General features: G+C 67.5%; 31 protein-coding genes. 30 read left to right on the forward strand and 1 reads right to left on the reverse strand.

The features are described 5' to 3' along the window. Positions 1-265 precede the first annotated feature (265 nt). The 6 genes from rpsL (at position 266) to panD (ending at position 6,046) form a co-directional block, all read left to right on the forward strand. Positions 266-637 carry a 30S ribosomal protein S12 gene (gene rpsL, locus I004_RS0100245; protein WP_003948652.1) on the forward strand — a complete coding sequence of 124 codons (372 nt, stop codon included), beginning with the start codon at positions 266-268 and terminating at the stop codon, positions 635-637. 2 nt (positions 638-639) lie between these two features. Next, positions 640-1,110 (forward strand): 30S ribosomal protein S7, encoded by a 471-nt coding sequence (rpsG, locus tag I004_RS0100250; RefSeq protein WP_028433241.1) that lies wholly within the window; start codon positions 640-642, stop codon positions 1,108-1,110. Positions 1,111-1,149: 39 nt separating this feature from the next. Beyond that, positions 1,150-3,273: an elongation factor G gene (gene fusA, locus I004_RS0100255; protein WP_028433854.1), complete on the forward strand. Its 2,124-nt coding sequence runs from the start codon at positions 1,150-1,152 to the stop codon at positions 3,271-3,273. 222 nt (positions 3,274-3,495) lie between these two features. Then, the gene (tuf, locus tag I004_RS0100260; RefSeq protein ID WP_028433855.1) at positions 3,496-4,689 is read left to right on the forward strand and encodes an elongation factor Tu; all 1,194 of its coding nucleotides are present in this window, start codon (positions 3,496-3,498) and stop codon (positions 4,687-4,689) included. Between the two features lie 190 nt (positions 4,690-4,879). Then, positions 4,880-5,437 carry a YceI family protein gene (locus I004_RS0100265; protein WP_028433856.1) on the forward strand — a complete coding sequence of 186 codons (558 nt, stop codon included), beginning with the start codon at positions 4,880-4,882 and terminating at the stop codon, positions 5,435-5,437. 177 nt (positions 5,438-5,614) lie between these two features. Beyond that, positions 5,615-6,046, forward strand: coding sequence for an aspartate 1-decarboxylase (gene panD, locus I004_RS0100270; protein WP_028433857.1), 432 nt, complete (start codon positions 5,615-5,617; stop codon positions 6,044-6,046). Between the two features lie 76 nt (positions 6,047-6,122). On the opposite strand, the gene I004_RS0100275 is transcribed toward panD, so the two are convergent. Beyond that, complete coding sequence (locus tag I004_RS0100275) at positions 6,123-7,085, reverse strand: NADP-dependent oxidoreductase (RefSeq protein WP_037974500.1); 963 nt, start codon at positions 7,083-7,085, stop codon at positions 6,123-6,125. A gap of 69 nt (positions 7,086-7,154) precedes the next feature. On the opposite strand from I004_RS0100275, the gene I004_RS0100280 reads away from it, so the two are divergent. The 24 genes from I004_RS0100280 to rplO all read left to right on the forward strand — a co-directional run bounded on the left by I004_RS0100280 (position 7,155) and on the right by rplO (position 20,065). After that, the gene (locus tag I004_RS0100280; protein WP_028433859.1) at positions 7,155-8,099 is read left to right on the forward strand and encodes a helix-turn-helix domain-containing protein; all 945 of its coding nucleotides are present in this window, start codon (positions 7,155-7,157) and stop codon (positions 8,097-8,099) included. A gap of 97 nt (positions 8,100-8,196) precedes the next feature. Next, on the forward strand, positions 8,197-8,712 hold the full coding sequence (locus I004_RS37310) for a MarR family winged helix-turn-helix transcriptional regulator (protein ID WP_051344548.1): 516 nt from the start codon (positions 8,197-8,199) through the stop codon (positions 8,710-8,712). 13 nt (positions 8,713-8,725) lie between these two features. Then, positions 8,726-9,919 (forward strand): aminotransferase class V-fold PLP-dependent enzyme, encoded by a 1,194-nt coding sequence (locus tag I004_RS31270; RefSeq protein ID WP_158676970.1) that lies wholly within the window; start codon positions 8,726-8,728, stop codon positions 9,917-9,919. 407 nt (positions 9,920-10,326) lie between these two features. Continuing rightward, positions 10,327-10,635 (forward strand): 30S ribosomal protein S10, encoded by a 309-nt coding sequence (rpsJ, locus tag I004_RS0100295; RefSeq protein WP_016909683.1) that lies wholly within the window; start codon positions 10,327-10,329, stop codon positions 10,633-10,635. 13 nt (positions 10,636-10,648) lie between these two features. Then, positions 10,649-11,293 (forward strand): 50S ribosomal protein L3, encoded by a 645-nt coding sequence (rplC, locus tag I004_RS0100300; RefSeq protein WP_028433860.1) that lies wholly within the window; start codon positions 10,649-10,651, stop codon positions 11,291-11,293. A 9-nt stretch (positions 11,294-11,302) separates the two neighbouring features. After that, a complete protein-coding gene (gene rplD, locus I004_RS0100305) occupies positions 11,303-11,962 on the forward strand; it encodes a 50S ribosomal protein L4 (RefSeq protein ID WP_028433861.1) in 660 nt (219 codons plus the stop codon). Further along, positions 11,962-12,288: a 50S ribosomal protein L23 gene (gene rplW / locus I004_RS0100310; RefSeq protein WP_028433862.1), complete on the forward strand. Its 327-nt coding sequence runs from the start codon at positions 11,962-11,964 to the stop codon at positions 12,286-12,288. Before rplD ends, rplW begins: the two co-directional genes overlap by 1 nt. A gap of 39 nt (positions 12,289-12,327) precedes the next feature. After that, the gene (gene rplB / locus I004_RS0100315) at positions 12,328-13,164 is read left to right on the forward strand and encodes a 50S ribosomal protein L2 (RefSeq protein ID WP_028433863.1); all 837 of its coding nucleotides are present in this window, start codon (positions 12,328-12,330) and stop codon (positions 13,162-13,164) included. A gap of 12 nt (positions 13,165-13,176) precedes the next feature. After that, entirely contained in the window at positions 13,177-13,458 is a 282-nt protein-coding gene (gene rpsS, locus I004_RS0100320; protein ID WP_028433864.1) for a 30S ribosomal protein S19, read from the forward strand. Between the two features lie 43 nt (positions 13,459-13,501). Next, on the forward strand, positions 13,502-13,849 hold the full coding sequence (rplV, locus tag I004_RS0100325) for a 50S ribosomal protein L22 (protein WP_028433865.1): 348 nt from the start codon (positions 13,502-13,504) through the stop codon (positions 13,847-13,849). Further along, positions 13,849-14,688 carry a 30S ribosomal protein S3 gene (gene rpsC / locus I004_RS0100330; protein ID WP_028433866.1) on the forward strand — a complete coding sequence of 280 codons (840 nt, stop codon included), beginning with the start codon at positions 13,849-13,851 and terminating at the stop codon, positions 14,686-14,688. Before rplV ends, rpsC begins: the two co-directional genes overlap by 1 nt. Before the next feature lie 4 nt (positions 14,689-14,692). After that, positions 14,693-15,112, forward strand: a complete 420-nt coding sequence (gene rplP / locus I004_RS0100335) for a 50S ribosomal protein L16 (RefSeq protein ID WP_028433867.1) — start codon at positions 14,693-14,695, stop codon at positions 15,110-15,112. Further along, positions 15,112-15,336: a 50S ribosomal protein L29 gene (gene rpmC, locus I004_RS0100340; RefSeq protein WP_028433254.1), complete on the forward strand. Its 225-nt coding sequence runs from the start codon at positions 15,112-15,114 to the stop codon at positions 15,334-15,336. The genes rplP and rpmC overlap by 1 nt, the downstream gene beginning before the upstream one ends. After that, entirely contained in the window at positions 15,336-15,620 is a 285-nt protein-coding gene (gene rpsQ / locus I004_RS0100345; RefSeq protein WP_028433868.1) for a 30S ribosomal protein S17, read from the forward strand. Before rpmC ends, rpsQ begins: the two co-directional genes overlap by 1 nt. A gap of 129 nt (positions 15,621-15,749) precedes the next feature. Beyond that, on the forward strand, positions 15,750-16,118 hold the full coding sequence (rplN, locus tag I004_RS0100350) for a 50S ribosomal protein L14 (protein WP_027738919.1): 369 nt from the start codon (positions 15,750-15,752) through the stop codon (positions 16,116-16,118). A gap of 2 nt (positions 16,119-16,120) precedes the next feature. After that, positions 16,121-16,444 (forward strand): 50S ribosomal protein L24, encoded by a 324-nt coding sequence (gene rplX, locus I004_RS0100355; protein WP_028433869.1) that lies wholly within the window; start codon positions 16,121-16,123, stop codon positions 16,442-16,444. Beyond that, entirely contained in the window at positions 16,444-17,004 is a 561-nt protein-coding gene (gene rplE, locus I004_RS0100360; protein ID WP_028433870.1) for a 50S ribosomal protein L5, read from the forward strand. The genes rplX and rplE overlap by 1 nt, the downstream gene beginning before the upstream one ends. A gap of 2 nt (positions 17,005-17,006) precedes the next feature. Further along, positions 17,007-17,192 (forward strand): type Z 30S ribosomal protein S14, encoded by a 186-nt coding sequence (locus I004_RS0100365; RefSeq protein WP_028433259.1) that lies wholly within the window; start codon positions 17,007-17,009, stop codon positions 17,190-17,192. A gap of 238 nt (positions 17,193-17,430) precedes the next feature. Next, complete coding sequence (rpsH, locus tag I004_RS0100370) at positions 17,431-17,829, forward strand: 30S ribosomal protein S8 (protein ID WP_028433871.1); 399 nt, start codon at positions 17,431-17,433, stop codon at positions 17,827-17,829. Positions 17,830-17,852: 23 nt separating this feature from the next. Then, positions 17,853-18,392, forward strand: coding sequence for a 50S ribosomal protein L6 (gene rplF / locus I004_RS0100375; RefSeq protein ID WP_028433872.1), 540 nt, complete (start codon positions 17,853-17,855; stop codon positions 18,390-18,392). A gap of 3 nt (positions 18,393-18,395) precedes the next feature. Beyond that, on the forward strand, positions 18,396-18,779 hold the full coding sequence (gene rplR, locus I004_RS0100380; protein WP_028433873.1) for a 50S ribosomal protein L18: 384 nt from the start codon (positions 18,396-18,398) through the stop codon (positions 18,777-18,779). Positions 18,780-18,823: 44 nt separating this feature from the next. Further along, entirely contained in the window at positions 18,824-19,426 is a 603-nt protein-coding gene (rpsE, locus tag I004_RS0100385) for a 30S ribosomal protein S5 (protein WP_028433263.1), read from the forward strand. Further along, positions 19,426-19,608 (forward strand): 50S ribosomal protein L30, encoded by a 183-nt coding sequence (rpmD, locus tag I004_RS0100390; protein ID WP_028433874.1) that lies wholly within the window; start codon positions 19,426-19,428, stop codon positions 19,606-19,608. Before rpsE ends, rpmD begins: the two co-directional genes overlap by 1 nt. A 1-nt stretch (position 19,609) precedes the next feature. Then, complete coding sequence (gene rplO, locus I004_RS0100395) at positions 19,610-20,065, forward strand: 50S ribosomal protein L15 (RefSeq protein ID WP_028433875.1); 456 nt, start codon at positions 19,610-19,612, stop codon at positions 20,063-20,065. Positions 20,066-20,116 lie beyond the last annotated feature (51 nt).

Here is a 20,116-nt window from a genome sequence, read left to right on the forward strand (position 1 = left end):
CCCGTGTGCCGCGTGGAGGCTTGTTTTGACCGGGGACGACGCGATAGGTACGCTCTGACCTTGTGCCTGGGGTGCCCCCTGCGCTCTCGTAAGCGATCAGACGCTCGGGACGTGCGGACGGTGGCACCGGATCTGCATGCTTCTCACCTGAGGGGCCCTTCGCCTTCGCGCGGGACTCTGCAGTCTTCGACACGCCCGACCTCGTGGGTCGGGAGAGTGGCCCAGGTTAGCTTTACCGAGACGGCACACAGAAACCGGAGAAATTGTGCCTACGATCCAGCAGCTGGTCCGTAAAGGCCGGCAGGACAAGGTCGAGAAGAACAAGACGCCCGCACTCGAGGGTTCCCCTCAGCGTCGCGGCGTCTGCACGCGTGTCTTCACCACCACCCCGAAGAAGCCGAACTCGGCCCTGCGTAAGGTCGCGCGTGTGCGTCTGACCAGCGGGATCGAGGTCACGGCCTACATTCCGGGTGAGGGCCACAACCTGCAGGAGCACTCCATCGTGCTCGTGCGCGGCGGCCGTGTGAAGGACCTGCCGGGTGTTCGCTACAAGATCATCCGCGGCTCCCTCGACACGCAGGGCGTCAAGAACCGCAAGCAGGCTCGCAGCCGCTACGGCGCCAAGAAGGAGAAGTAAGCATGCCTCGTAAGGGCCCCGCCCCGAAGCGCCCGGTCATCATCGACCCGGTCTACGGTTCTCCTCTGGTGACCTCCCTCATCAACAAGGTGCTGCTGAACGGCAAGCGCTCCACTGCGGAGCGCATCGTCTACGGCGCCATGGAGGGTCTGCGGGAGAAGACCGGCAACGACCCGGTCATCACCCTCAAGCGCGCGCTGGAGAACGTCAAGCCGACCCTCGAGGTCCGCTCGCGGCGCGTCGGTGGCGCCACGTACCAGGTTCCGGTCGAGGTCCGCCCCGGCCGCTCCTCCACTCTCGCGCTGCGCTGGATCGTGGGTTACTCCCGCGCCCGCCGCGAGAAGACCATGACCGAGCGTCTGCTGAACGAGCTGCTCGATGCCTCCAACGGGCTCGGCGCCGCCGTGAAGAAGCGTGAGGACACCCACAAGATGGCCGAGTCCAACAAGGCCTTCGCGCACTACCGCTGGTAGTCGCAGACCCCATCGAGACCGAGAGAAGACTGAAGCCTTATGGCTACCACTTCACTTGACCTGGCCAAGGTCCGGAACATCGGGATCATGGCCCATATCGACGCGGGCAAGACGACGACCACCGAGCGGATCCTGTTCTACACCGGTCGCAGCTACAAGATCGGTGAGGTCCACGACGGCGCTGCCACGATGGACTGGATGGCCCAGGAGCAGGAGCGCGGCATCACGATCACGTCTGCCGCGACCACCACTCATTGGCCGCTCAACGACGTCGACTACACCATCAACATCATCGACACTCCCGGCCACGTCGACTTCACCGTCGAGGTGGAGCGTGCGCTGCGTGTGCTCGACGGTGCCGTGACGGTGTTCGACGGTGTGGCCGGCGTCGAGCCGCAGTCCGAGACTGTCTGGCGTCAGGCGGACCGCTACGGCGTGCCGCGCATCTGCTTCGTCAACAAGCTGGACCGCACCGGCGCGGAGTTCCACCGCTGCGTCGACATGATCGTGGACCGCCTCGGCGCGGTACCGCTGGTCATGCAGATCCCGATCGGCACCGAGGCGGACTTCAAGGGCGTCGTCGACCTCGTCACCATGAAGGCGCTGGTCTGGTCGCCCGAGGCGAAGATGGGCGAGATGTACGACACCGTCGACATCCCGGCCACGCACGCCGAGGCCGCCGACGAGTGGCGCGGCAATCTGCTCGAGGCCGTCGCGGAGAACGACGAGGAGATGATGGAGCTGTACCTCGAGGGCCAGGAGCCCACCGAGGACCAGCTCTACGCGGCGATCCGCCGCATCACCCTCGCCTCCACCGGCGCCGAGGGCACCACGACCGTGACCCCCGTCTTCTGCGGAACGGCGTTCAAGAACAAGGGCGTTCAGCCCCTGCTCGACGCCATCGCCCGCTACCTCCCGTCCCCCCTGGACGTCGAGGCGATCGAGGGCCACTCCGTCAAGAACCCCGAAGAGGTCCTGACGCGGAAGCCGTCGGAGCAGGAGCCCATGTCGGCGCTCGCATTCAAGATCGCGAGCGACCCGCACCTGGGCAAGCTCACCTTCATCCGGGTCTACTCCGGCAAGCTGGAAACCGGCTCGCAGGTGATGAACTCGGTGAAGGGCAAGAAGGAGCGCATCGGCAAGATCTACCGGATGCACGCGAACAAGCGTGAGGAGATCGAGTCGGTGGGTGCCGGCGACATCGTCGCCGTCATGGGTCTCAAGCAGACCACCACCGGTGAGACCCTCTGCGACGCGAGCAACCCGGTGATCCTGGAGTCGATGGAGTTCCCGGCTCCCGTGATCGAGGTCGCGATCGAGCCGAAGTCCAAGGGCGACCAGGAGAAGTTGGGCGTCGCGATCCAGCGTCTGGCCGAGGAGGACCCGTCCTTCCAGGTCAAGACCGACGAGGAAACCGGCCAGACGATCATCGCGGGCATGGGCGAGCTGCACCTTGATGTGCTGGTCGACCGCATGAAGCGCGAGTTCAAGGTCGAGGCCAACGTCGGTAAGCCGCAGGTTGCGTACCGCGAGTCGCTCCGCAAGACGGTCGACAAGGTGGACTACACCCACAAGAAGCAGACCGGTGGTTCCGGTCAGTTCGCGAAGGTGCAGATCGCTGTCGAGCCGCTCGAGGGTGACGGCTACGAGTTCGTCAACCAGGTCACCGGTGGCCGCATCCCGCGGGAGTACATCCCGTCCGTGGACGCCGGCTGCCAGGAGGCCATGGAGTTCGGTGTGCTGGCGGGTTACCCGCTGACCGGCGTCCGCGTGACGCTGCTCGACGGTGCCTTCCACGACGTCGACTCCTCGGAGATGGCCTTCAAGATCGCCGGTTCCATGGCGTTCAAGGAGGCCGCGCGGAAGGCGAGCCCGGCACTGCTGGAGCCGATGATGAAGGTCGAAGTCACCACGCCCGAGGAGTACATGGGCGATGTGATCGGCGACATCAACTCCCGTCGTGGCCAGGTTCAGTCCATGGACGACAGGAGTGGCGCCAAGCTCATCACCGGCCTGGTCCCGCTGTCGGAGATGTTCGGCTACGTCGGGGACTTGCGCAGCAAGACCTCCGGCCGTGCCAACTACTCCATGCAGTTCGACTCCTACGCCGAGGTTCCGCGGAGCGTCGCCGAGGAGATCATCGCGAAGGCCAAGGGCGAGTAACTCACCGTTCCTCACCCCTTAGGCTGGAGCAAAGGCATTCGGGGCACTTCGGTACAGACCGTTCGGCTCGTCCGTCGGCTGTGCCGGGGTCCCCGTCCGCCAGCCCCCCAAGCGAACTGGTCAAGGGCATCCCCCTCGGGGTCCTGACCGGTTCATAACGACCATCTGAACCCCTCCGCAGAATGTGGAGGGTGTACAGCACCAGTCCACAGGAGGACCCCAGTGGCGAAGGCGAAGTTCGAGCGGACTAAGCCGCACGTCAATATCGGCACCATCGGTCACATCGACCACGGTAAGACGACTCTTACCGCGGCGATCACCAAGGTGCTGCACGACAAGTACCCGGACCTGAACGAGGCTTCCGCGTTCGAGAACATCGACAAGGCGCCCGAAGAGCGCCAGCGCGGAATCACGATCTCCATTGCGCACGTCGAGTACCAGACGGAGAACCGTCACTACGCTCACGTGGACTGCCCCGGGCACGCGGACTACATCAAGAACATGATCACCGGTGCGGCGCAGATGGACGGCGCCATCCTCGTGGTCGCCGCCACCGACGGCCCGATGCCGCAGACCAAGGAGCACGTGCTCCTGGCCCGCCAGGTCGGCGTTCCGTACATCGTGGTCGCCCTCAACAAGGCGGACATGGTGGACGACGAGGAGATCATGGAGCTCGTCGAGCTCGAGGTCCGTGAGCTTCTCTCGGAGTACGAGTTCCCGGGTGACGACGTACCGGTCGTCAAGGTCTCCGCGCTCAAGGCCCTCGAGGGCGACGCGGAGTGGGCCGACTCGGTCGCCAAGCTCATGGACGCCGTCGACGGTGCGATCCCGCAGCCGGAGCGTGACGTCGAGAAGCCGTTCCTGATGCCGATCGAGGACGTCTTCACGATCACCGGCCGCGGCACGGTCGTCACCGGCCGTATCGAGCGCGGTGTGCTCAAGGTCAACGAGAATGTCGACATCATCGGCATCAAGGAGACCAAGACCTCGACGACCGTCACCGGCATCGAGATGTTCCGCAAGCTCCTCGACGAGGGCCAGGCCGGTGAGAACGTCGGTCTGCTCCTCCGCGGCATCAAGCGCGAGGACGTCGAGCGCGGCCAGGTCATCATCAAGCCGGGCTCGGTCACCCCGCACACGGAGTTCGAGGGTCAGGCCTACATCCTGTCGAAGGACGAGGGCGGTCGGCACACCCCGTTCTTCAACAACTACCGTCCGCAGTTCTACTTCCGCACCACCGACGTGACCGGCGTCGTGACCCTCCCCGAGGGCACCGAGATGGTCATGCCGGGCGACAACACCGAGATGAGCGTTTCGCTCATCCAGCCCGTCGCCATGGAAGAGGGCCTCAAGTTCGCCATCCGTGAGGGTGGCCGTACCGTGGGCGCCGGTCAGGTCACGAAGATCGTCAAGTGACCTCGACGCCTTGAGCGTTACCCGGCTGCTGAAGTCGGGGGAGGGCCCGTACGACTCCGGTCGTGCGGGCCCTCCGTGCTGTGACGGGGAGGTCCGGCATCGGGGAGTGGAGGCAGAGCTCCGGCAGGAATAGTTAATCCTTCAACAAGGTTGGTGCTGGCGTAAGCATCGTGACCCTTGGAGGAACGCAATGACCACTGCCAACGACTACGCCACGCTGACCGGGGAGTACGCCCTCGACCCGACCCACACCCGCATCGGTTTCGTCGCACGTCATGCGATGGTGACCAAGGTCCGGGGAGCCTTCAACGACTTCACCGGCACCGCCCGTGTCGACGGTGAGAAGCCCGAGCAGTCGTCGGTGGAGCTGGTCATCAAGGCCGAGAGCATCGACACCCGCAACGCGGACCGCGACGCCCATCTGCGGAGCAACGACTTCCTGAAGATGGACGAGCACCCGGAGATCACCTTCCGGTCCACGGGGGTCCGGCAGAACGGCGACGACACGTTCGAGGTCACCGGCGACCTCACCATCAAGGGCGTGACCCGTCCGGTGACCGTCCCGTTCACGTACGAGGGCCAGGCCACCGACCCGTTCGGCAACAGCCGGATCGGTCTCGAGGGCAGCACCACGATCAACCGCCAGGACTTCGGCGTGAGTTGGAACGCCGCCCTGGAGACGGGCGGATTCCTCGTGAGCGACAAGGTGACGCTCGAGTTCGAGATCTCGGCCGTCAAGCAGGGCTGATCGACCGCAAGCGTGCGGCGGCCCGCGTCGTGAGCCACGAGGCCACGACGTGGGCCGCTCCGTGGGACCGCGCTGCCTGTGCCCGTCCTGCGGGTCTCCTCGTGCGGTCGCCTACGATGGCCGGGTCGGCGCGCACCTCTTCGCGAGGGCGCGACCTTCTTCCCTCAGGAGCGACGCATGCTGCGCACCATGTTCAAGTCGAAGATCCACCGTGCCACCGTGACCGAGGCCGATCTGCACTACGTGGGGTCCGTCACGGTCGACGCCGAACTGATGAAAGCCGCCGATCTGCTGCCGGGCGAGCTGGTCCACATCGTCGACATCACCAACGGGTCGCGTCTGGAGACGTACGTCATCGAGGGCGAGCGCGGCTCGGGCGTCATCGGTATCAACGGAGCCGCCGCCCACCTCGTCCACCCCGGTGACCTGGTCATCCTGATCAGCTATGCGCAGGTCGACGACGCTGAGGCCCGGCGGCTGCGGCCCGCCGTCGTCCATGTGGACGCGGACAACCGCATCGTCGGTACGGGTACCGACGCCGGCGAGCCCGTGCCCGGTGGCGAGACCGTCCGCGGTCCGCACGCGTCCGCCACGTCGATGGCCAGTTGACCCGGGTGCCGGCGAGGGCGCGGACCGGATTGCGACGGCCGCGGCGCCGGACCGCGCCGGTGCCGCAGCCGTCGGCTCAGTCGACCTCCAGCACCAGCTTTCCGGTGGTGCGTCCGGTCTCACCCAGCTCGTGGGCCTTGGCCGCGTCCGCGAGCGGGAACGTTCCGGCGATGACCGCCTTCAGCTTGCCCTCCGCGGCAAGTGCCGCCACGGCGCCCATGCCGGCCTGGTCGGCCTCGACGAGCATGACCGTGCCGTGGACGCCGAGCTTCCTCGCCTCCTCGGCCAACGCCTCTTGTTCCCGCAGGATGATCGAGACGAGGGTGCCGCCCGGGCGGAGGGTCCGCAGGGAGCGGTTGCGGTAGTCGTCGCTGCCGATGGTGTCGAGGACGACGTCCATGTCGCGAGCCGCCTCCGCGAAGTCCGTCTCCCGGTAGTCGATCAGCTCGTCCGCGCCGAGTTCGCGGAGCATCTCGTGCTTGCCCGAGCTGGCTGTGCCCGTCACGTGGGCGCCTTTGGCCTTGGCGATCTGCACGGCCAGGTGGCCGACGCCGCCGGCCGCGGCATGGATCAGCACGCGCTGGCCCGAGCGGAGCCCCGCAGTGTCGACCAGCGCCTGCCAGGCTGTCAGTGCCGCGAGAGGCAGGGCGCCGGCCTGCACGTGTGACAGCCCGGCGGGCTTGCGGAAGACGGCCCGCGCCGGTGTGGTGACGTACTCGGCGTGGGAGCCCGCCCCGTGCGGATACGGCAGCATCCCGAAGACCTCGTCGCCGGGTTCGTGCAAGGTGACGCCGAGCCCGGTGGCCTCCACCACGCCGGAGACGTCCCAGCCCAGGACGTACGGGGGATCGCCGAGGAAGAGGCGCAGCCGCCGGTGCTTCCAGTCCGTCGGGTTGAGCCCGGCGGCGCGGACTCTGACGAGGACCTGGCCCGGCCCCGGCTCAGGCCGCTCCAGCTCGACTTCCTTCAGCACCCCGGGATCGCCCAGCTCGTCCTGGCTGATCGCACGCATGGTGCCGGATGTTTCGGTTTGTCTCATGCCTAAAGGCTGTCGTCTTCGGCTGCCACCGGCAATGGCAGGATTGCCAGCATCCGATAGGATCATGCCATGCATCGCGTCGTGGTTCTGGCCCTGGACGGCGTCTATCCCTTCGAACTCGGTATCCCCAACCGGGTGTTCGGCTCCGCGGGCGGTCACTACGCGGTGATCACCTGCAGCGTCGACGGGCGCCCGGTGCGCAGCGACTCCGACTTCGGCATCGTCGTCGGACACGGCCCGGAGGTGCTGAGGACGGCCGACACGGTGGTGATCCCTCCCTTCGACATGTCGCAGGCCACGGCTCCGCTGTCGGAGCCGGTCGCTCGAGCGCTCGATCTCATCCCGCCGGGCGCCCGTACCGTGTCCATCTGCACCGGGGCCTTCGTGCTGGCCGCGGCCGGCCGGCTCGACGGCCGTCCGGCAGCCACGCACTGGGCGCTGGCCGATGACTTCCGGCGTCTCTTCCCAGCCGTGGCGCTGGACGCGGATGTGCTGTTCATCGACGACGGCGACGTGCTGACCTCGGCCGGTGCCGCCTCCGGCATGGACGTGTGCCTGCACGTCGTGCGCAAGGACCACGGCGCCGAACTGGCGAACAGCGTGGCGCGCTGCTGCGTGGTCCCGCCCTGGAGGGACGGAGGCCAGGCGCAGTACATCGAGCATCCCGTTCCGGACGCCCCCGCCGCGGGCACGTCCGCGACCAGGCAGTGGGCACTTGAGCGACTGCATCTGCCGCTGACGGTGACCGACCTGGCGGGGCACGCGAGGATGAGTGGCCGCACCTTCGCCCGCCGGTTCCGCGGCGAGGTGGGGATGAGCCCCGGCCGTTGGATCATCCAGCAGCGCGTGGTCAGGGCGCGCCATCTGCTGGAGAGCAGCGAACTGTCCGTGGACCAGGTGGCCTCCCGGGTGGGCTTCGCGACGGCGGCCTCGCTCCGGCAGCACCTGCAGGCGGCCATCGGAGTCTCGCCGCTCGCGTACAGGCGCACCTTCCGGACCGCCGATCCCGTCTAGACGACGCCGGGGCGCTCCGCGACCGCCCCCGTCCTGGTCCGACCCCGGCCGTGCGCACACGTATGCGGGAAACATGTGTCTGTGTCACACTTCTTCGATGGCACCGACGAAGGAACTGACGGCTAACTGGCTCGGCGCCCTGGCCGTCGGCCTCGGAGACCTGCTGGACCACTCGCTCCGGGAGGAATCCGGGCTCGACCCGGCGGCCGTGGCCGCGGTGCTGACCGTGCGGGCACGGCCCGGCCAGTCCGTCTCGGACCTGGCCGCGACCCTCGCCATGACGCACTCGGGCTGCGTGCGGGTCGTGGGACGCCTCGTCGACTCGGGGCTGCTGCTGCGCGGGCCGGGCCCCGACGGCCGTACCCGCGGGCTCCGGCTGACCGAGGCCGGCGAGGACTTGGGCCGCCGGATGCTGCGGGCGCGACGGGAAGCGCTGGAGGGCATCGTCGGACGGCTCTCGCCGGAGGAGACCAGAAGCCTGGAGCGCGCTCTTCGGGCCGTCCTCCCGCACCTTCCCGGCGACCGGACATCGGCCCGCCGGATCTGCCGGCTCTGCGAGCACGCCGTGTGCCGGGGCGAGGACTGCGTCGTCTCCGTCGCCGCCGACGGTTGAGGAGGGCGTGGTGGTGGACGACCCGGCTACGGCAGTTGCACCCGACGAGACCGGCCTGGCCGCTCAACAGCCCGACTACGCACGGCACTTCAGCGACCAGGGCGGTCATGTCTGGCTCAACACCGCGCACCAGGGTCCGATGCCGGAAGCCGCCGTGCACGCGGCAGCCGAGGCGGCACGGGAGAAGGCGACCCCGCATCTCATCCCCGACGCAGCGTTCACCGAGCGCCCGGAGAAGCTGCGGGCGCTGCTCGCGGAGTTCGTCGGAGGACGTCCCGACGAGATCGTTCTGGGTGACAGCACGTCCCACGGGCTGAACCTCGTCGCGTACGGACTCCCGTGGCGGGACGGGGACGAGGTGCTCTGCGTCGAGGGGGACTATCCGGCCACCGTGCTGCCCTGGCTGGCGCAGCGGCAGCGCGGAGTGAGCGTCCGGTTCGTACGACGCGGCCCGAACGGGAGGCTCGATCCCGAGCAGGCGCGGCAGGCCCTCACGGCGCGGACCCGCGTCATGGCGGTCACCTGGGTCGACTCCTTCACCGGTGCCGCCGCCGATCTGCGTGCGCTGGGCGAGATCTGCCACGCGGCGGGAACGCTGCTCGTGGTGAACGGTTCGCAGGCGGTCGGTGCCCGGCCGATCGACGTCGCAGGCACCCCCGTCGACGCGCTCGTCTCGTGCGGCTACAAGTGGATGTGCGGCCCGTACGGCACCGGCTTCGCGTGGCTCGATCCCGCCCTGACCGAGCTGCTCGACCCCCGCAGGGTGTACTGGCTCGCCCAGCAGCGCGGACGCGGGCTGGAGCACATGCGTACGTACACGATCGAGGACGTGGGCGTCCGCGCCCTGGACGTCTTCTGCCCGGCCGACTTCCTCGACACCGCGGCCTGGACGAGCTCCGTCGAGCTGCTCGGCGGGCTCGGCGTGCAGGGCATCCACGCCCAAGGGCAGCGACTGGTGCAGCGGCTTCTGGACGGCGTGGACCGCGATCTCTACGAGGTCGTCGGCCCGCACGCGCCGGGGGAGCGGTCCAACCTCGTGGTGCTCGCCAGGAGCCGGGGCTCGGCGGAGGGTGCTGCCGCGGCGCTGACGGCCGCGAATGTGCACGTCGCGGTGCGTGAGGGCAACATCCGGTTCTCGCCCCACCTCTTCAACACGTGCGAGCACATCGACCGGGCACTCGAAGTGCTGAATTCAGCGCACGATTGAGGATGTCCCCGGGCGGGCAGCCTGCCGGGCAGATGAGCGCCCCGAGCCCGAAGCGGCAGGCAATCATCCCGATTGGCGTGCGCCAAACGCCATATGGCACACTGTCCAGGTTGCTCGGTTGAGTGCCGATGCTGTGCGCCTCCCGCCGGGAGGACTGGAAGCGAGTCCCAGAGTATTCGTCGCCTCTCGTCAGAGGCGGAAGTACGGGAATCTTCCGGGAAGTGCAGGAGGGGCTTCCAGCCAGGCGCCCGGTGGGTCCGTACCCCCAATCCTTTCTCTCGAGAGAAACCTCCGCGGTTCATTGCGGGAAGGGATGCGACACGCCCGACCGCGTGGGTCGGAAAGTCGAGGAGGACGGCACCCATGGGTTCCAGAGCGTTTACGAGAGACAGGACTACGAAGTAGCCATGGCGGGACAGAAGATCCGCATCCGGCTCAAGGCCTACGACCACGAGGTCATCGACAACTCGGCGAAGAAGATCGTCGAGACGGTGACCCGCACTGGAGCGTCGGTCGCAGGCCCGGTGCCGCTGCCCACAGAGAAGAACGTGTACTGCGTCATCAAGTCGCCGCACAAGTACAAGGACGCGCGGGAGCACTTCGAGATGCGCACCCACAAGCGGCTGATCGACATCCTCGACCCGACGCCCAAGACCGTTGACTCGCTGATGCGCCTGGACCTTCCGGCCGGCGTCGACATCGAGATCAAGCTCTGAGGGGTGCGGGAAGATGGCTAAGCAGATCAAGGGTGTCCTGGGCGAGAAGCTCGGCATGACCCAGGTCTGGGACGACAAGAACCGCGTCGTTCCCGTGACCGTCGTCAAGGCCGGGCCCAATGTCGTGACCCAGGTCCGCACAGCAGACAAGGACGGCTACGAAGCCGTTCAGATCGCCTTCGGCGAGATCGACCCGCGCAAGGTGAACAAGCCCCTCAAGGGCCACTTCGCCAAGGCGGACGTCACTCCCCGTCGTCACCTCGTCGAGCTGCGTACCTCCGACGCCGGTGAGTACACGCCCGGCCAGGAGCTCAACGCCGACACCTTCGAGGCCGGCGGCAAGGTGGACGTGACGGGCAAGTCCAAGGGCAAGGGCTTCGCCGGCGGCATGAAGCGCCACGGCTTCCGCGGCGGCAAGGCCTCGCACGGTGCGCACCGCATCCACCGCAAGCCCGGTGCCATCGGCGGCTGCGCCACGCCCGGCCGTGTCTTCAAGGGCACGCGCATGCCCGGCCGCATGGGCAACGAGCGGGTCACCACCCAGAACCTGACCGTCCATGCCGTTGACGCGGAGAAGGGCCTGCTGCTCATCAAGGGCGCGGTCCCGGGTCCGAACGGCGGCCTCGTCCTGGTCCGCACCGCGGCCAAGGGGGCCTGAGGTTAAACCATGACTACCGTTGACATCCTTTCGCCGGCTGGCAAGAAGGACGGCACCGTCGAGCTCCCCTCGGAGATCTTCGACGCGAAGGTCAGCGTTCCGCTGATCCACCAGGTCGTCGTCGCCCAGCTGGCCGCTGCCCGACAGGGCACGCACAAGACCAAGACGCGCGGCGAGGTCCGCGGCGGTGGCAAGAAGCCGTACCGCCAGAAGGGCACCGGCCGCGCCCGCCAGGGCTCGACCCGCGCTCCGCAGTTCGCGGGCGGTGGCGTCGTGCACGGTCCCGTGCCGCGTGACTACTCGCAGCGGACGCCGAAGAAGATGAAGGCCGCCGCTCTGCGCGGTGCCCTCTCGGACCGCGCCCGCCACGGCCGTGTGCACGTCGTTTCCGGCGTCGTCGAGAACGAGGTCTCGACGAAGGCCGCGAAGACGCTGCTGGGCAAGGTCAGCGAGCGCAAGCACGTGCTCCTGATCGCCGAGCGCAGCGACGAGCACGCCTGGCTGTCGGCTCGCAACCTGCCCCAGGTGCACCTTCTGGAGCCGGGTCAGCTGAACACGTACGACGTGCTGGTCTCCGACGACGTGGTCTTCACCAAGGCCGCCTTCGAGACCTTCGTGGCCGGCCCGCAGAAGGCCGACGCGACCGAGGCCGAAGGGAGCAAGGCCTGATGAGTGAGGCAACAGCCGCCACCAGCAAGACGTTCACGGACCCCCGTGACATCTTGATCAAGCCCGTGGTCTCGGAGAAGAGCTACGCGCTGCTGGACGAGAACAAGTACACCTTCATCGTCGACCCGCGCGCCAACAAGACCCAGATCAAGCAGGCCGTCGAGACGGTCTTCTCGGTCAAGGTCAGCGGGGTCAACACGCTCAACCGGCAGGGCAAGCGCAAGCGCACCCGCACCGGTTACGGCCGGCGCGCCGACACCAAGCGCGCCATCGTGACCCTGGTCGAGGGCGACCGCATCGACATCTTCGGCGGCCCGGTCTCCTGACGGAGACAGGACCGTCCGATATCGGACGAGGACTGAGAAATGGGTATCCGCAAGTACAAGCCGACGACTCCGGGCCGTCGTGGCGCCAGTGTCGCCGACTTCGTCGAGGTCACGCGGTCCACGCCGGAGAAGTCACTGGTCCGCCCCCTGCACAGCAAGGGCGGCCGTAACAACGCCGGTCGTGTGACCGCTCGCCACCAGGGCGGTGGCCACAAGCGCGCCTACCGAGTGATCGACTTCCGTCGTCACGACAAGGACGGCGTGCCCGCCAAGGTCGCGCACATCGAGTACGACCCGAACCGCACCGCGCGCATCGCGCTGCTGCACTACGCCGACGGCGAGAAGCGCTACATCCTCGCCCCGGCCGGCCTGTCGCAGGGCAGCCGCGTGGAGAACGGTCCCGGGGCCGACATCAAGCCGGGCAACAACCTGGCGCTGCGCAACATCCCGGTCGGTACGACGATCCACGCCATCGAGCTGCGGCCCGGCGGCGGCGCGAAGTTCGCCCGGTCCGCCGGTGCGTCCGTGCAGCTGCTGGCGAAGGAGGGCCGCATGGCCCACCTGCGCATGCCGTCCGGCGAGATCCGCCTGGTCGACGTCCGCTGCCGCGCCACCGTCGGCGAGGTCGGCAACGCCGAGCAGTCGAACATCAACTGGGGCAAGGCCGGCCGTATGCGCTGGAAGGGCGTCCGCCCGACCGTCCGCGGTGTGGTCATGAACCCGATCGACCACCCGCACGGTGGTGGTGAGGGTCGTACCTCCGGTGGCCGCCACCCGGTTTCGCCGTGGGGCCAGAAGGAGGGGCGTACGCGCTCGCCGAAGAAGGCCAGCAACAAGTACATCGTCCGCCGCCGCAAGACGAACAAGAAGCGCTAGGAGGCGGATCAGATGCCGCGCAGTCTCAAGAAGGGGCCCTTCGTCGACGACCACCTGACCAAGAAGGTGGACGCACAGAACGAGGCAGGCTCCAAGAACGTCATCAAGACCTGGTCCCGCCGCTCGATGATCGTCCCGGCCATGCTCGGCCACACGATCGCGGTGCACGACGGCCGCAAGCACGTCCCGGTGTTCGTCACCGAGTCGATGGTCGGCCACAAGCTCGGCGAGTTCGCGCCGACCCGCACCTTCCGCGGCCACGTCAAAGACGACCGCAAGTCGCGTCGTCGCTGATGGCGGGGTGTGAAGACCTATGACTGACACCGAAGGGACAACCATGGAAGCCAGGGCCTCAGCGCGCTACGTGCGCGTCACGCCCATGAAGGCCCGCCGGGTGGTGGACCTTGTCCGTGGCTTGCCTGCCACGGAGGCTCAGGCGGTCCTGCGCTTCGCACCGCAGGCCGCGAGCGTGCCGGTGGGTAAGGTGCTCGACAGCGCCATCGCCAACGCCGCACACAACTATGACCACACCGACGCCGACAGCCTCGTCATCTCCGAGGCGTACGTCGACGAGGGCCCGACCCTGAAGCGTTTCCGTCCGCGCGCCCAGGGCCGCGCCTACCGGATCCGCAAGCGGACGAGCCACATCACCGTGGTCGTGAGCAGCAAGGAAGGAACCCGGTAATGGGCCAGAAGGTAAACCCGCACGGGTTCCGCCTCGGCATCACCACCGACTTCAAGTCGCGCTGGTACGCCGACAAGCTCTACAAGGACTACATCAAGGAAGATGTCGCGATCCGCAAGATGCTCACGCAGGGCATGGAGCGGGCCGGCATCTCCAAGGTGGAGATCGAGCGCACCCGTGACCGCGTACGTGTCGACGTGCACACCGCACGTCCCGGCATCGTCATCGGCCGCCGCGGCGCCGAGGCCGACAGGCTCCGGGGCAACCTGGAGAAGCTGACCGGCAAGCAGATCCAGTTCAACATCCTCGAGGTCAAGAACCCCGAGACGGATGCGCAGCTGGTGGCCCAGGCCGTCGCCGAGCAGCTGTCCTCCCGCGTCTCCTTCCGTCGTGCGATGCGCAAGAGCATGCAGACGACGATGAAGGCCGGCGCGAAGGGCATCAAGATCCAGTGCGGTGGCCGCCTCGGCGGCGCCGAGATGTCCCGCTCGGAGTTCTACCGCGAGGGCCGCGTGCCCCTGCACACGCTCCGCGCGAACGTCGACTACGGCTTCTTCGAGGCCAGGACCACCTTCGGCCGCATCGGCGTGAAGGTCTGGATCTACAAGGGTGACGTCAAGAACATCGCCGAGGTCCGCGCCGAGAACGCCGCCGCCCGTGCGGGCAACCGCCCGTCGCGCGGTGGTGGTGGCAGCGACCGCCCCCGTCGTGGTGGCGAGCGCGGAGGCCGCGGCCGCAAGCCGCAGCAGCAGAGCGGTTCCGCCGAGGCTCCCAAGGCCGAGAGCGTGACTCCCGCCGCTGCGGCAGCAGAGCCCGGCGCTGCCGGGAAGGAGGGCTGACGCCATGCTTATCCCGCGCAGGGTCAAGCACCGTAAGCAGCACCACCCGAAGCGCACGGGCATGGCCAAGGGTGGCACCGAAGTCTCGTTCGGTGAGTACGGCATCCAGGCCGTCACCGCGGCGTACGTGACGAACAGGCAGATCGAGGCAGCTCGTATCTCCATGACGCGTCACATCAAGCGTGGCGGCAAGGTCTGGATCAACATCTACCCGGACCGCCCGCTGACGAAGAAGCCCGCCGAGACCCGCATGGGTTCCGGTAAGGGTTCTCCGGAGTGGTGGGTCGCGAACGTCAAGCCGGGGCGCGTGATGTTCGAGCTGTCCTACCCGAACGAGAAGATTGCCAAGGAGGCGCTCACCCGCGCCGCCCACAAGCTTCCGATGAAGTGCCGGATCGTTCGGCGCGAGGCAGGTGAGTCGTGATGGCGGCCGGGACGAAGGCCTCCGAGCTGCGTGAGCTGGGCGACGAGGAGCTTCTCGGAAAGCTTCGCGAGTCCAAGGAAGAGCTGTTCAACCTCCGCTTCCAGGCGGCGACCGGGCAGTTGGAGAACCACGGTCGGCTGAAGGCCGTCCGCAAGGACATCGCCCGGATCTACACCCTGATGCGTGAGCGTGAGCTGGGCATCGAGACGGTGGAGAGCGCCTGATGAGCGAGACGAATGTGACTGAGACGAAGCAGGAGCGCGGTTTCCGTAAGACCCGTGAAGGTCTGGTCGTCAGCGACAAGATGGACAAGACCGTCGTCGTCGCCGTCGAGGACCGCGTCAAGCACGCGCTGTACGGCAAGGTCATCCGCCGTACCAACAAGCTCAAGGCGCACGACGAGCAGAACGCCGCCGGGGTCGGCGACCGCGTACTCCTCATGGAGACGCGGCCGCTGTCCGCGACCAAGCGCTGGCGCGTCGTCGAGGTCCTTGAGAAGGCGAAGTAAGCAGTTCCGGAACGGAATTGGCTTGGCAATCAGCCTGGGGACCCCCAGGACAGTTCCGCCAGGCTCGGCAGGGCACGCCCCGCGCGGGTGTGACCCTGCCGGGAACCGGCAGACGATCAGGAGATAGACGTGATCCAGCAGGAGTCCCGGCTGCGCGTCGCCGACAACACGGGTGCGAAGGAAATTCTCACCATCCGTGTGCTCGGCGGCTCGGGTCGGCGCTACGCGGGCGTCGGTGACGTCATCGTCGCTACCGTCAAGGACGCGATCCCGGGCGGGAACGTGAAGAAGGGCGACATCGTCAAGGCCGTCATCGTGCGCACCGTCAAGGAGCGCCGCCGGCCCGACGGCTCGTACATCCGCTTCGACGAGAACGCCGCGGTCATCCTCAAGAACGACGGCGACCCCCGCGGCACCCGCATCTTCGGCCCCGTGGGCCGGGAACTGCGCGAGAAGAAGTTCATGAAGATCATCTCGCTCGCGCCGGAGGTGCTGTGACGATGAAGATCAAGAAGGGTGACCTGGTCCAGGTCATCACCGGCAAGGACAAGGGCAAGCAGGGCAAGGTCATCGTGGCCTACCCCCGCGAGGACCGCGTCCTGGTCGAGGGTGTCAACCGGGTCAAGAAGCACACCAAGGCCGGCCAGACCGCTCGTGGTTCGAAGACGGGCGGGATCGTGACGACCGAGGCTCCGGTCCACGTGAGCAACGTGCAGCTCGTGGTGGAGAAGGACGGCAAGAAGGTCGTCACCCGTGTCGGATACCGCTTCGATGACGACGGCAACAAGATCCGCGTTGCCAAGCGGACCGGTGAGGACATCTGATGACTGCCACCACTGAAGCACCGCGCCTCAAGCAGCGCTACCGCTCCGAGATCAAGGCCAAGCTGCACGACGAGTTCAAGTACGAAAACGTCATGCAGGTGCCCGGTCTCACCAAGATCGTGGTCAACATGGGTGTGGGCGACGCCGCCCGCGACTCCAAGTTGATGGACGGTGCCATCCGGGACCTCACCACGATCACCGGCCAGAAGCCGGCGGTGACCAAGGCCCGCAAGTCCATCGCGCAGTTCAAGCTGCGTGAGGGCATGCCGATCGGCGCGCACGTGACGCTGCGCGGCGACCGGATGTGGGAGTTCCTGGACCGCCTGCTGTCCCTCGCACTGCCGCGCATCCGCGACTTCCGCGGCCTGTCGCAGAAGCAGTTCGACGGGCGGGGCAACTACACCTTCGGTCTCACGGAGCAGGTCATGTTCCACGAGATCGACCAGGACAAGATCGACCGGGTCCGGGGCATGGACATCACCGTGGTCACCACGGCGACCAACGACGACGAAGGGCGCGCCCTTCTCCGTCACCTCGGCTTCCCGTTCAAGGAGAACTGACCATGGCTAAGAAGGCTCTGATCTCCAAGGCGAGCCGTAAGCCGAAGTTCGCTGTCCGCGCGTACACGCGCTGCCAGCGCTGCGGCCGGCCGCACTCCGTCTACCGCAAGTTCGGCCTGTGCCGCGTGTGCCTTCGCCAGATGGCGCACCGTGGCGAGCTGCCGGGCGTGACCAAGAGCTCCTGGTAACCCGTCGCCCGCCCTTCGCGAGGAGGGCGAGCGAATACGGGCCAGCCAGGACTCTCGGTAAGAGCATCAAGGCCGGACGGGTGTCCACCGCACACCGCCGAGGTGTGCGGCCGGCCGCCCGCCGTCCGTGACCGTCTTACTACGCCGTAGGTCCCCGCGCCCCACCTGTCCTGTCCCTGTACAGGGAGAAGGAGGGCGCATACAGGAAACCCCGGCGAGAGAGGCCGAAGGCCATCACATGACAATGACCGATCCGATCGCGGACATGCTGACGCGTCTGCGTAACGCGAACTCGGCGTACCACGACTCCGTCGCGATGCCGCACAGCAAGATCAAGTCGCACATCGCGGAGATCCTCCAGCAGGAGGGCTACATCACCGGCTGGAAGACCGAGGAGGCCCAGGTCGGCAAGAGCCTCGTGCTCGAGCTGAAGTTCGGCCCCAACCGCGAGCGCTCGATCGCCGGCATCAAGCGGATCTCGAAGCCGGGCCTGCGGGTCTACGCGAAGTCCACGGGCCTGCCCAAGGTGCTCGGTGGCCTGGGAGTGGCGATCATCTCCACCTCCCACGGGCTGCTCACCGGTCAGCAGGCACAGAAGAAGGGCGTGGGCGGGGAAGTCCTCGCCTACGTCTGGTAACGGAAGGGAACGGAGGAAAAGCAATGTCGCGTATCGGCAAGCTCCCCATCCAGGTTCCCGCCGGTGTGGACGTCACCATCGATGGCCAGGCGGTCGCCGTGAAGGGCCCCAAGGGTTCCCTTTCGCACACCGTTGCCGCGCCCATCGAGATCGTGAAGGGCGAGGACGGCGCGCTGGTCGTCTCGCGTCCCAACGACGAGAGCCGGAACAGGGCCCTGCACGGTCTGTCCCGCACGCTGGTGGCGAACATGATCACTGGCGTGACCAACGGATTCAGCAAGGACCTCGAGATCAGCGGCGTGGGTTACCGCGTCCAGGCGAAGGGCTCCAACCTGGAGTTCTCGCTGGGCTACAGCCACCCGATCCTGGTCGAGGCGCCGGACGGCATCTCGTTCAAGGTCGAGTCGCCGACCAAGTTCTCGGTCGAGGGCATCGACAAGCAGAAGGTCGGCGAGGTCGCCGCCAACATCCGCAAGCTCCGCCGCCCGGACCCGTACAAGGCCAAGGGCGTGAAGTACGCGGGCGAGACCATCCGCCGCAAGGTCGGAAAGGCTGGTAAGTAAGCCATGGCATACGGCGTGAAGATCGCTAAGGGCGACGCCTACAAGCGCGCCGCCGCCAAGCGCCGTCACATCCGCATCCGCAAGAAGGTCTCGGGCACCCCCGCCCGTCCCCGTCTTGTGGTGACGCGCTCGAACCGCCACATGGTCGCCCAGGTCGTGGACGACCTGGCGGGCCACACGGTGGCCTCGGCGTCGTCGCTGGACGCGTCGATCCGCAGTGGTGACGGCGACAAGAGCGCTCAGGCCAAGCAGGTGGGCGCACTCGTCGCGGAGCGTGCGAAGGCCGCGGGTGTGGAGACCGTCGTGTTCGACCGCGGCGGCAACAAGTACGCAGGGCGGATTGCCGCTCTGGCTGACGCCGCCCGTGAGGCCGGGCTCAAGTTCTGAGTGCGGTTCCTGCGCAGCGGACGTAAACGAGAGAGGTAATTCCAATGGCTGGACCCCAGCGCCGCGGTGGCGGCGCCGGTGGCGGCGAGCGTCGGGACCGCAAGGGCCGGGATGGCGGCGCCGCCGCCGAGAAGACCGCGTACGTTGAGCGCGTTGTCGCGATCAACCGCGTGGCCAAGGTAGTCAAGGGTGGACGTCGCTTCAGCTTCACCGCGCTCGTCGTGGTGGGCGACGGTGACGGCACCGTGGGTGTCGGATACGGCAAGGCCAAGGAAGTGCCGGCCGCCATCGCCAAGGGTGTGGAGGAGGCCAAGAAGCACTTCTTCAAGGTCCCCCGCATCCAGGGCACCATCCCCCACCCGATCCAGGGTGAGGAAGCCGCGGGTGTCGTGCTGCTCAAGCCGGCTTCGCCCGGTACCGGTGTGATCGCCGGTGGCCCGGTGCGTGCCGTGCTGGAGTGCGCGGGCATCCACGACGTGCTCAGCAAGTCGCTCGGCTCCGCCAACCCGATCAACATCGTGCACGCCACGCGTGCGGCTCTGCAGGGCCTTCAGCGCCCCGAGGAGATCGCCGCCCGCCGTGGCCTGCCGCTCGAGGACGTGGCGCCCGCCGCTCTGCTGCGGGCACGTGCCGGGGTGAGTGCGTAATGGCTCGCCTGAAGATCACGCAGACGCGTTCTGTCATCGGTACGAAGCAGAACCACCGGGACACCCTGCGGACGCTCGGTCTGAAGAGGGTCCGCGACGTGTCCGTACGCGAGGACCGTCCTGAGGTGCGCGGCATGCTGCACACCGTGCGGCACCTCATCACGGTCGAGGAGGTCGACTGAGATGGCGGAAAGCAACCCGCTGAAGGTCCACAACCTCCGGCCGGCCCCGGGCGCCAAGACCGCCAAGACCCGCGTGGGTCGTGGTGAGGGGTCCAAGGGCAAGACCGCCGGACGTGGCACCAAGGGCACTAAGGCCCGTTACCAGGTTCCGGAGAGCTTCGAGGGCGGGCAGATGCCGCTGCACATGCGGCTGCCCAAGCTCAGGGGCTTCCGTAACCCTGCCCACAAGCAGTTCCAGGTCGTGAACCTGGACAAGCTGGCCGAGCTGTACCCCAAGGGGGGCGAGGTCACGGTGGCCGATCTGGTCGCCAAGGGCGCCGTGCGCAAGAACGAGCTCGTCAAGGTGCTCGGCACCGGCGAGATCTCCGTGGCTCTGACGGTGACCGTCAACAAGGTCTCCGGCTCCGCCAAGGAGAAGATCACCGCTGCTGGCGGCACCGTCACCGAGCTCGGCTGAGTTCGTTGACTGACCGGCCGGGGACGTCCCAACGGGGCGTCCCCGGTCCGT

Source organism: Streptomyces sp. TAA486, from assembly GCF_000426165.1.

Excerpts from the sequence above, each read along its gene's own strand:
- rpsG (WP_028433241.1), top strand. The coding sequence starts at position 640 with ATGCCTCGTAAGGGCCCCGCCCCGAAGCGCCCGGTCATCATCGACCCG.
- fusA (WP_028433854.1), top strand. The coding sequence starts at position 1,150 with ATGGCTACCACTTCACTTGACCTGGCCAAGGTCCGGAACATCGGGATC.
- I004_RS0100265 (WP_028433856.1), top strand. The coding sequence starts at position 4,880 with ATGACCACTGCCAACGACTACGCCACGCTGACCGGGGAGTACGCCCTC.
- panD (WP_028433857.1), top strand. The coding sequence starts at position 5,615 with ATGCTGCGCACCATGTTCAAGTCGAAGATCCACCGTGCCACCGTGACC.
- I004_RS0100275 (WP_037974500.1), bottom strand. The coding sequence starts at position 7,085 with ATGAGACAAACCGAAACATCCGGCACCATGCGTGCGATCAGCCAGGAC.
- I004_RS0100280 (WP_028433859.1), top strand. The coding sequence starts at position 7,155 with ATGCATCGCGTCGTGGTTCTGGCCCTGGACGGCGTCTATCCCTTCGAA.
- I004_RS37310 (WP_051344548.1), top strand. The coding sequence starts at position 8,197 with ATGGCACCGACGAAGGAACTGACGGCTAACTGGCTCGGCGCCCTGGCC.
- rpsJ (WP_016909683.1), top strand. The coding sequence starts at position 10,327 with ATGGCGGGACAGAAGATCCGCATCCGGCTCAAGGCCTACGACCACGAG.
- rplC (WP_028433860.1), top strand. The coding sequence starts at position 10,649 with ATGGCTAAGCAGATCAAGGGTGTCCTGGGCGAGAAGCTCGGCATGACC.
- rplD (WP_028433861.1), top strand. The coding sequence starts at position 11,303 with ATGACTACCGTTGACATCCTTTCGCCGGCTGGCAAGAAGGACGGCACC.
- rplW (WP_028433862.1), top strand. The coding sequence starts at position 11,962 with ATGAGTGAGGCAACAGCCGCCACCAGCAAGACGTTCACGGACCCCCGT.
- rplB (WP_028433863.1), top strand. The coding sequence starts at position 12,328 with ATGGGTATCCGCAAGTACAAGCCGACGACTCCGGGCCGTCGTGGCGCC.
- rpsS (WP_028433864.1), top strand. The coding sequence starts at position 13,177 with ATGCCGCGCAGTCTCAAGAAGGGGCCCTTCGTCGACGACCACCTGACC.
- rplV (WP_028433865.1), top strand. The coding sequence starts at position 13,502 with ATGGAAGCCAGGGCCTCAGCGCGCTACGTGCGCGTCACGCCCATGAAG.
- rpsC (WP_028433866.1), top strand. The coding sequence starts at position 13,849 with ATGGGCCAGAAGGTAAACCCGCACGGGTTCCGCCTCGGCATCACCACC.
- rplP (WP_028433867.1), top strand. The coding sequence starts at position 14,693 with ATGCTTATCCCGCGCAGGGTCAAGCACCGTAAGCAGCACCACCCGAAG.
- rpmC (WP_028433254.1), top strand. The coding sequence starts at position 15,112 with ATGGCGGCCGGGACGAAGGCCTCCGAGCTGCGTGAGCTGGGCGACGAG.
- rpsQ (WP_028433868.1), top strand. The coding sequence starts at position 15,336 with ATGAGCGAGACGAATGTGACTGAGACGAAGCAGGAGCGCGGTTTCCGT.
- rplX (WP_028433869.1), top strand. The coding sequence starts at position 16,121 with ATGAAGATCAAGAAGGGTGACCTGGTCCAGGTCATCACCGGCAAGGAC.
- rplE (WP_028433870.1), top strand. The coding sequence starts at position 16,444 with ATGACTGCCACCACTGAAGCACCGCGCCTCAAGCAGCGCTACCGCTCC.
- I004_RS0100365 (WP_028433259.1), top strand. The coding sequence starts at position 17,007 with ATGGCTAAGAAGGCTCTGATCTCCAAGGCGAGCCGTAAGCCGAAGTTC.
- rpsH (WP_028433871.1), top strand. The coding sequence starts at position 17,431 with ATGACAATGACCGATCCGATCGCGGACATGCTGACGCGTCTGCGTAAC.
- rplF (WP_028433872.1), top strand. The coding sequence starts at position 17,853 with ATGTCGCGTATCGGCAAGCTCCCCATCCAGGTTCCCGCCGGTGTGGAC.
- rplR (WP_028433873.1), top strand. The coding sequence starts at position 18,396 with ATGGCATACGGCGTGAAGATCGCTAAGGGCGACGCCTACAAGCGCGCC.
- rpsE (WP_028433263.1), top strand. The coding sequence starts at position 18,824 with ATGGCTGGACCCCAGCGCCGCGGTGGCGGCGCCGGTGGCGGCGAGCGT.
- rpmD (WP_028433874.1), top strand. The coding sequence starts at position 19,426 with ATGGCTCGCCTGAAGATCACGCAGACGCGTTCTGTCATCGGTACGAAG.
- rplO (WP_028433875.1), top strand. The coding sequence starts at position 19,610 with ATGGCGGAAAGCAACCCGCTGAAGGTCCACAACCTCCGGCCGGCCCCG.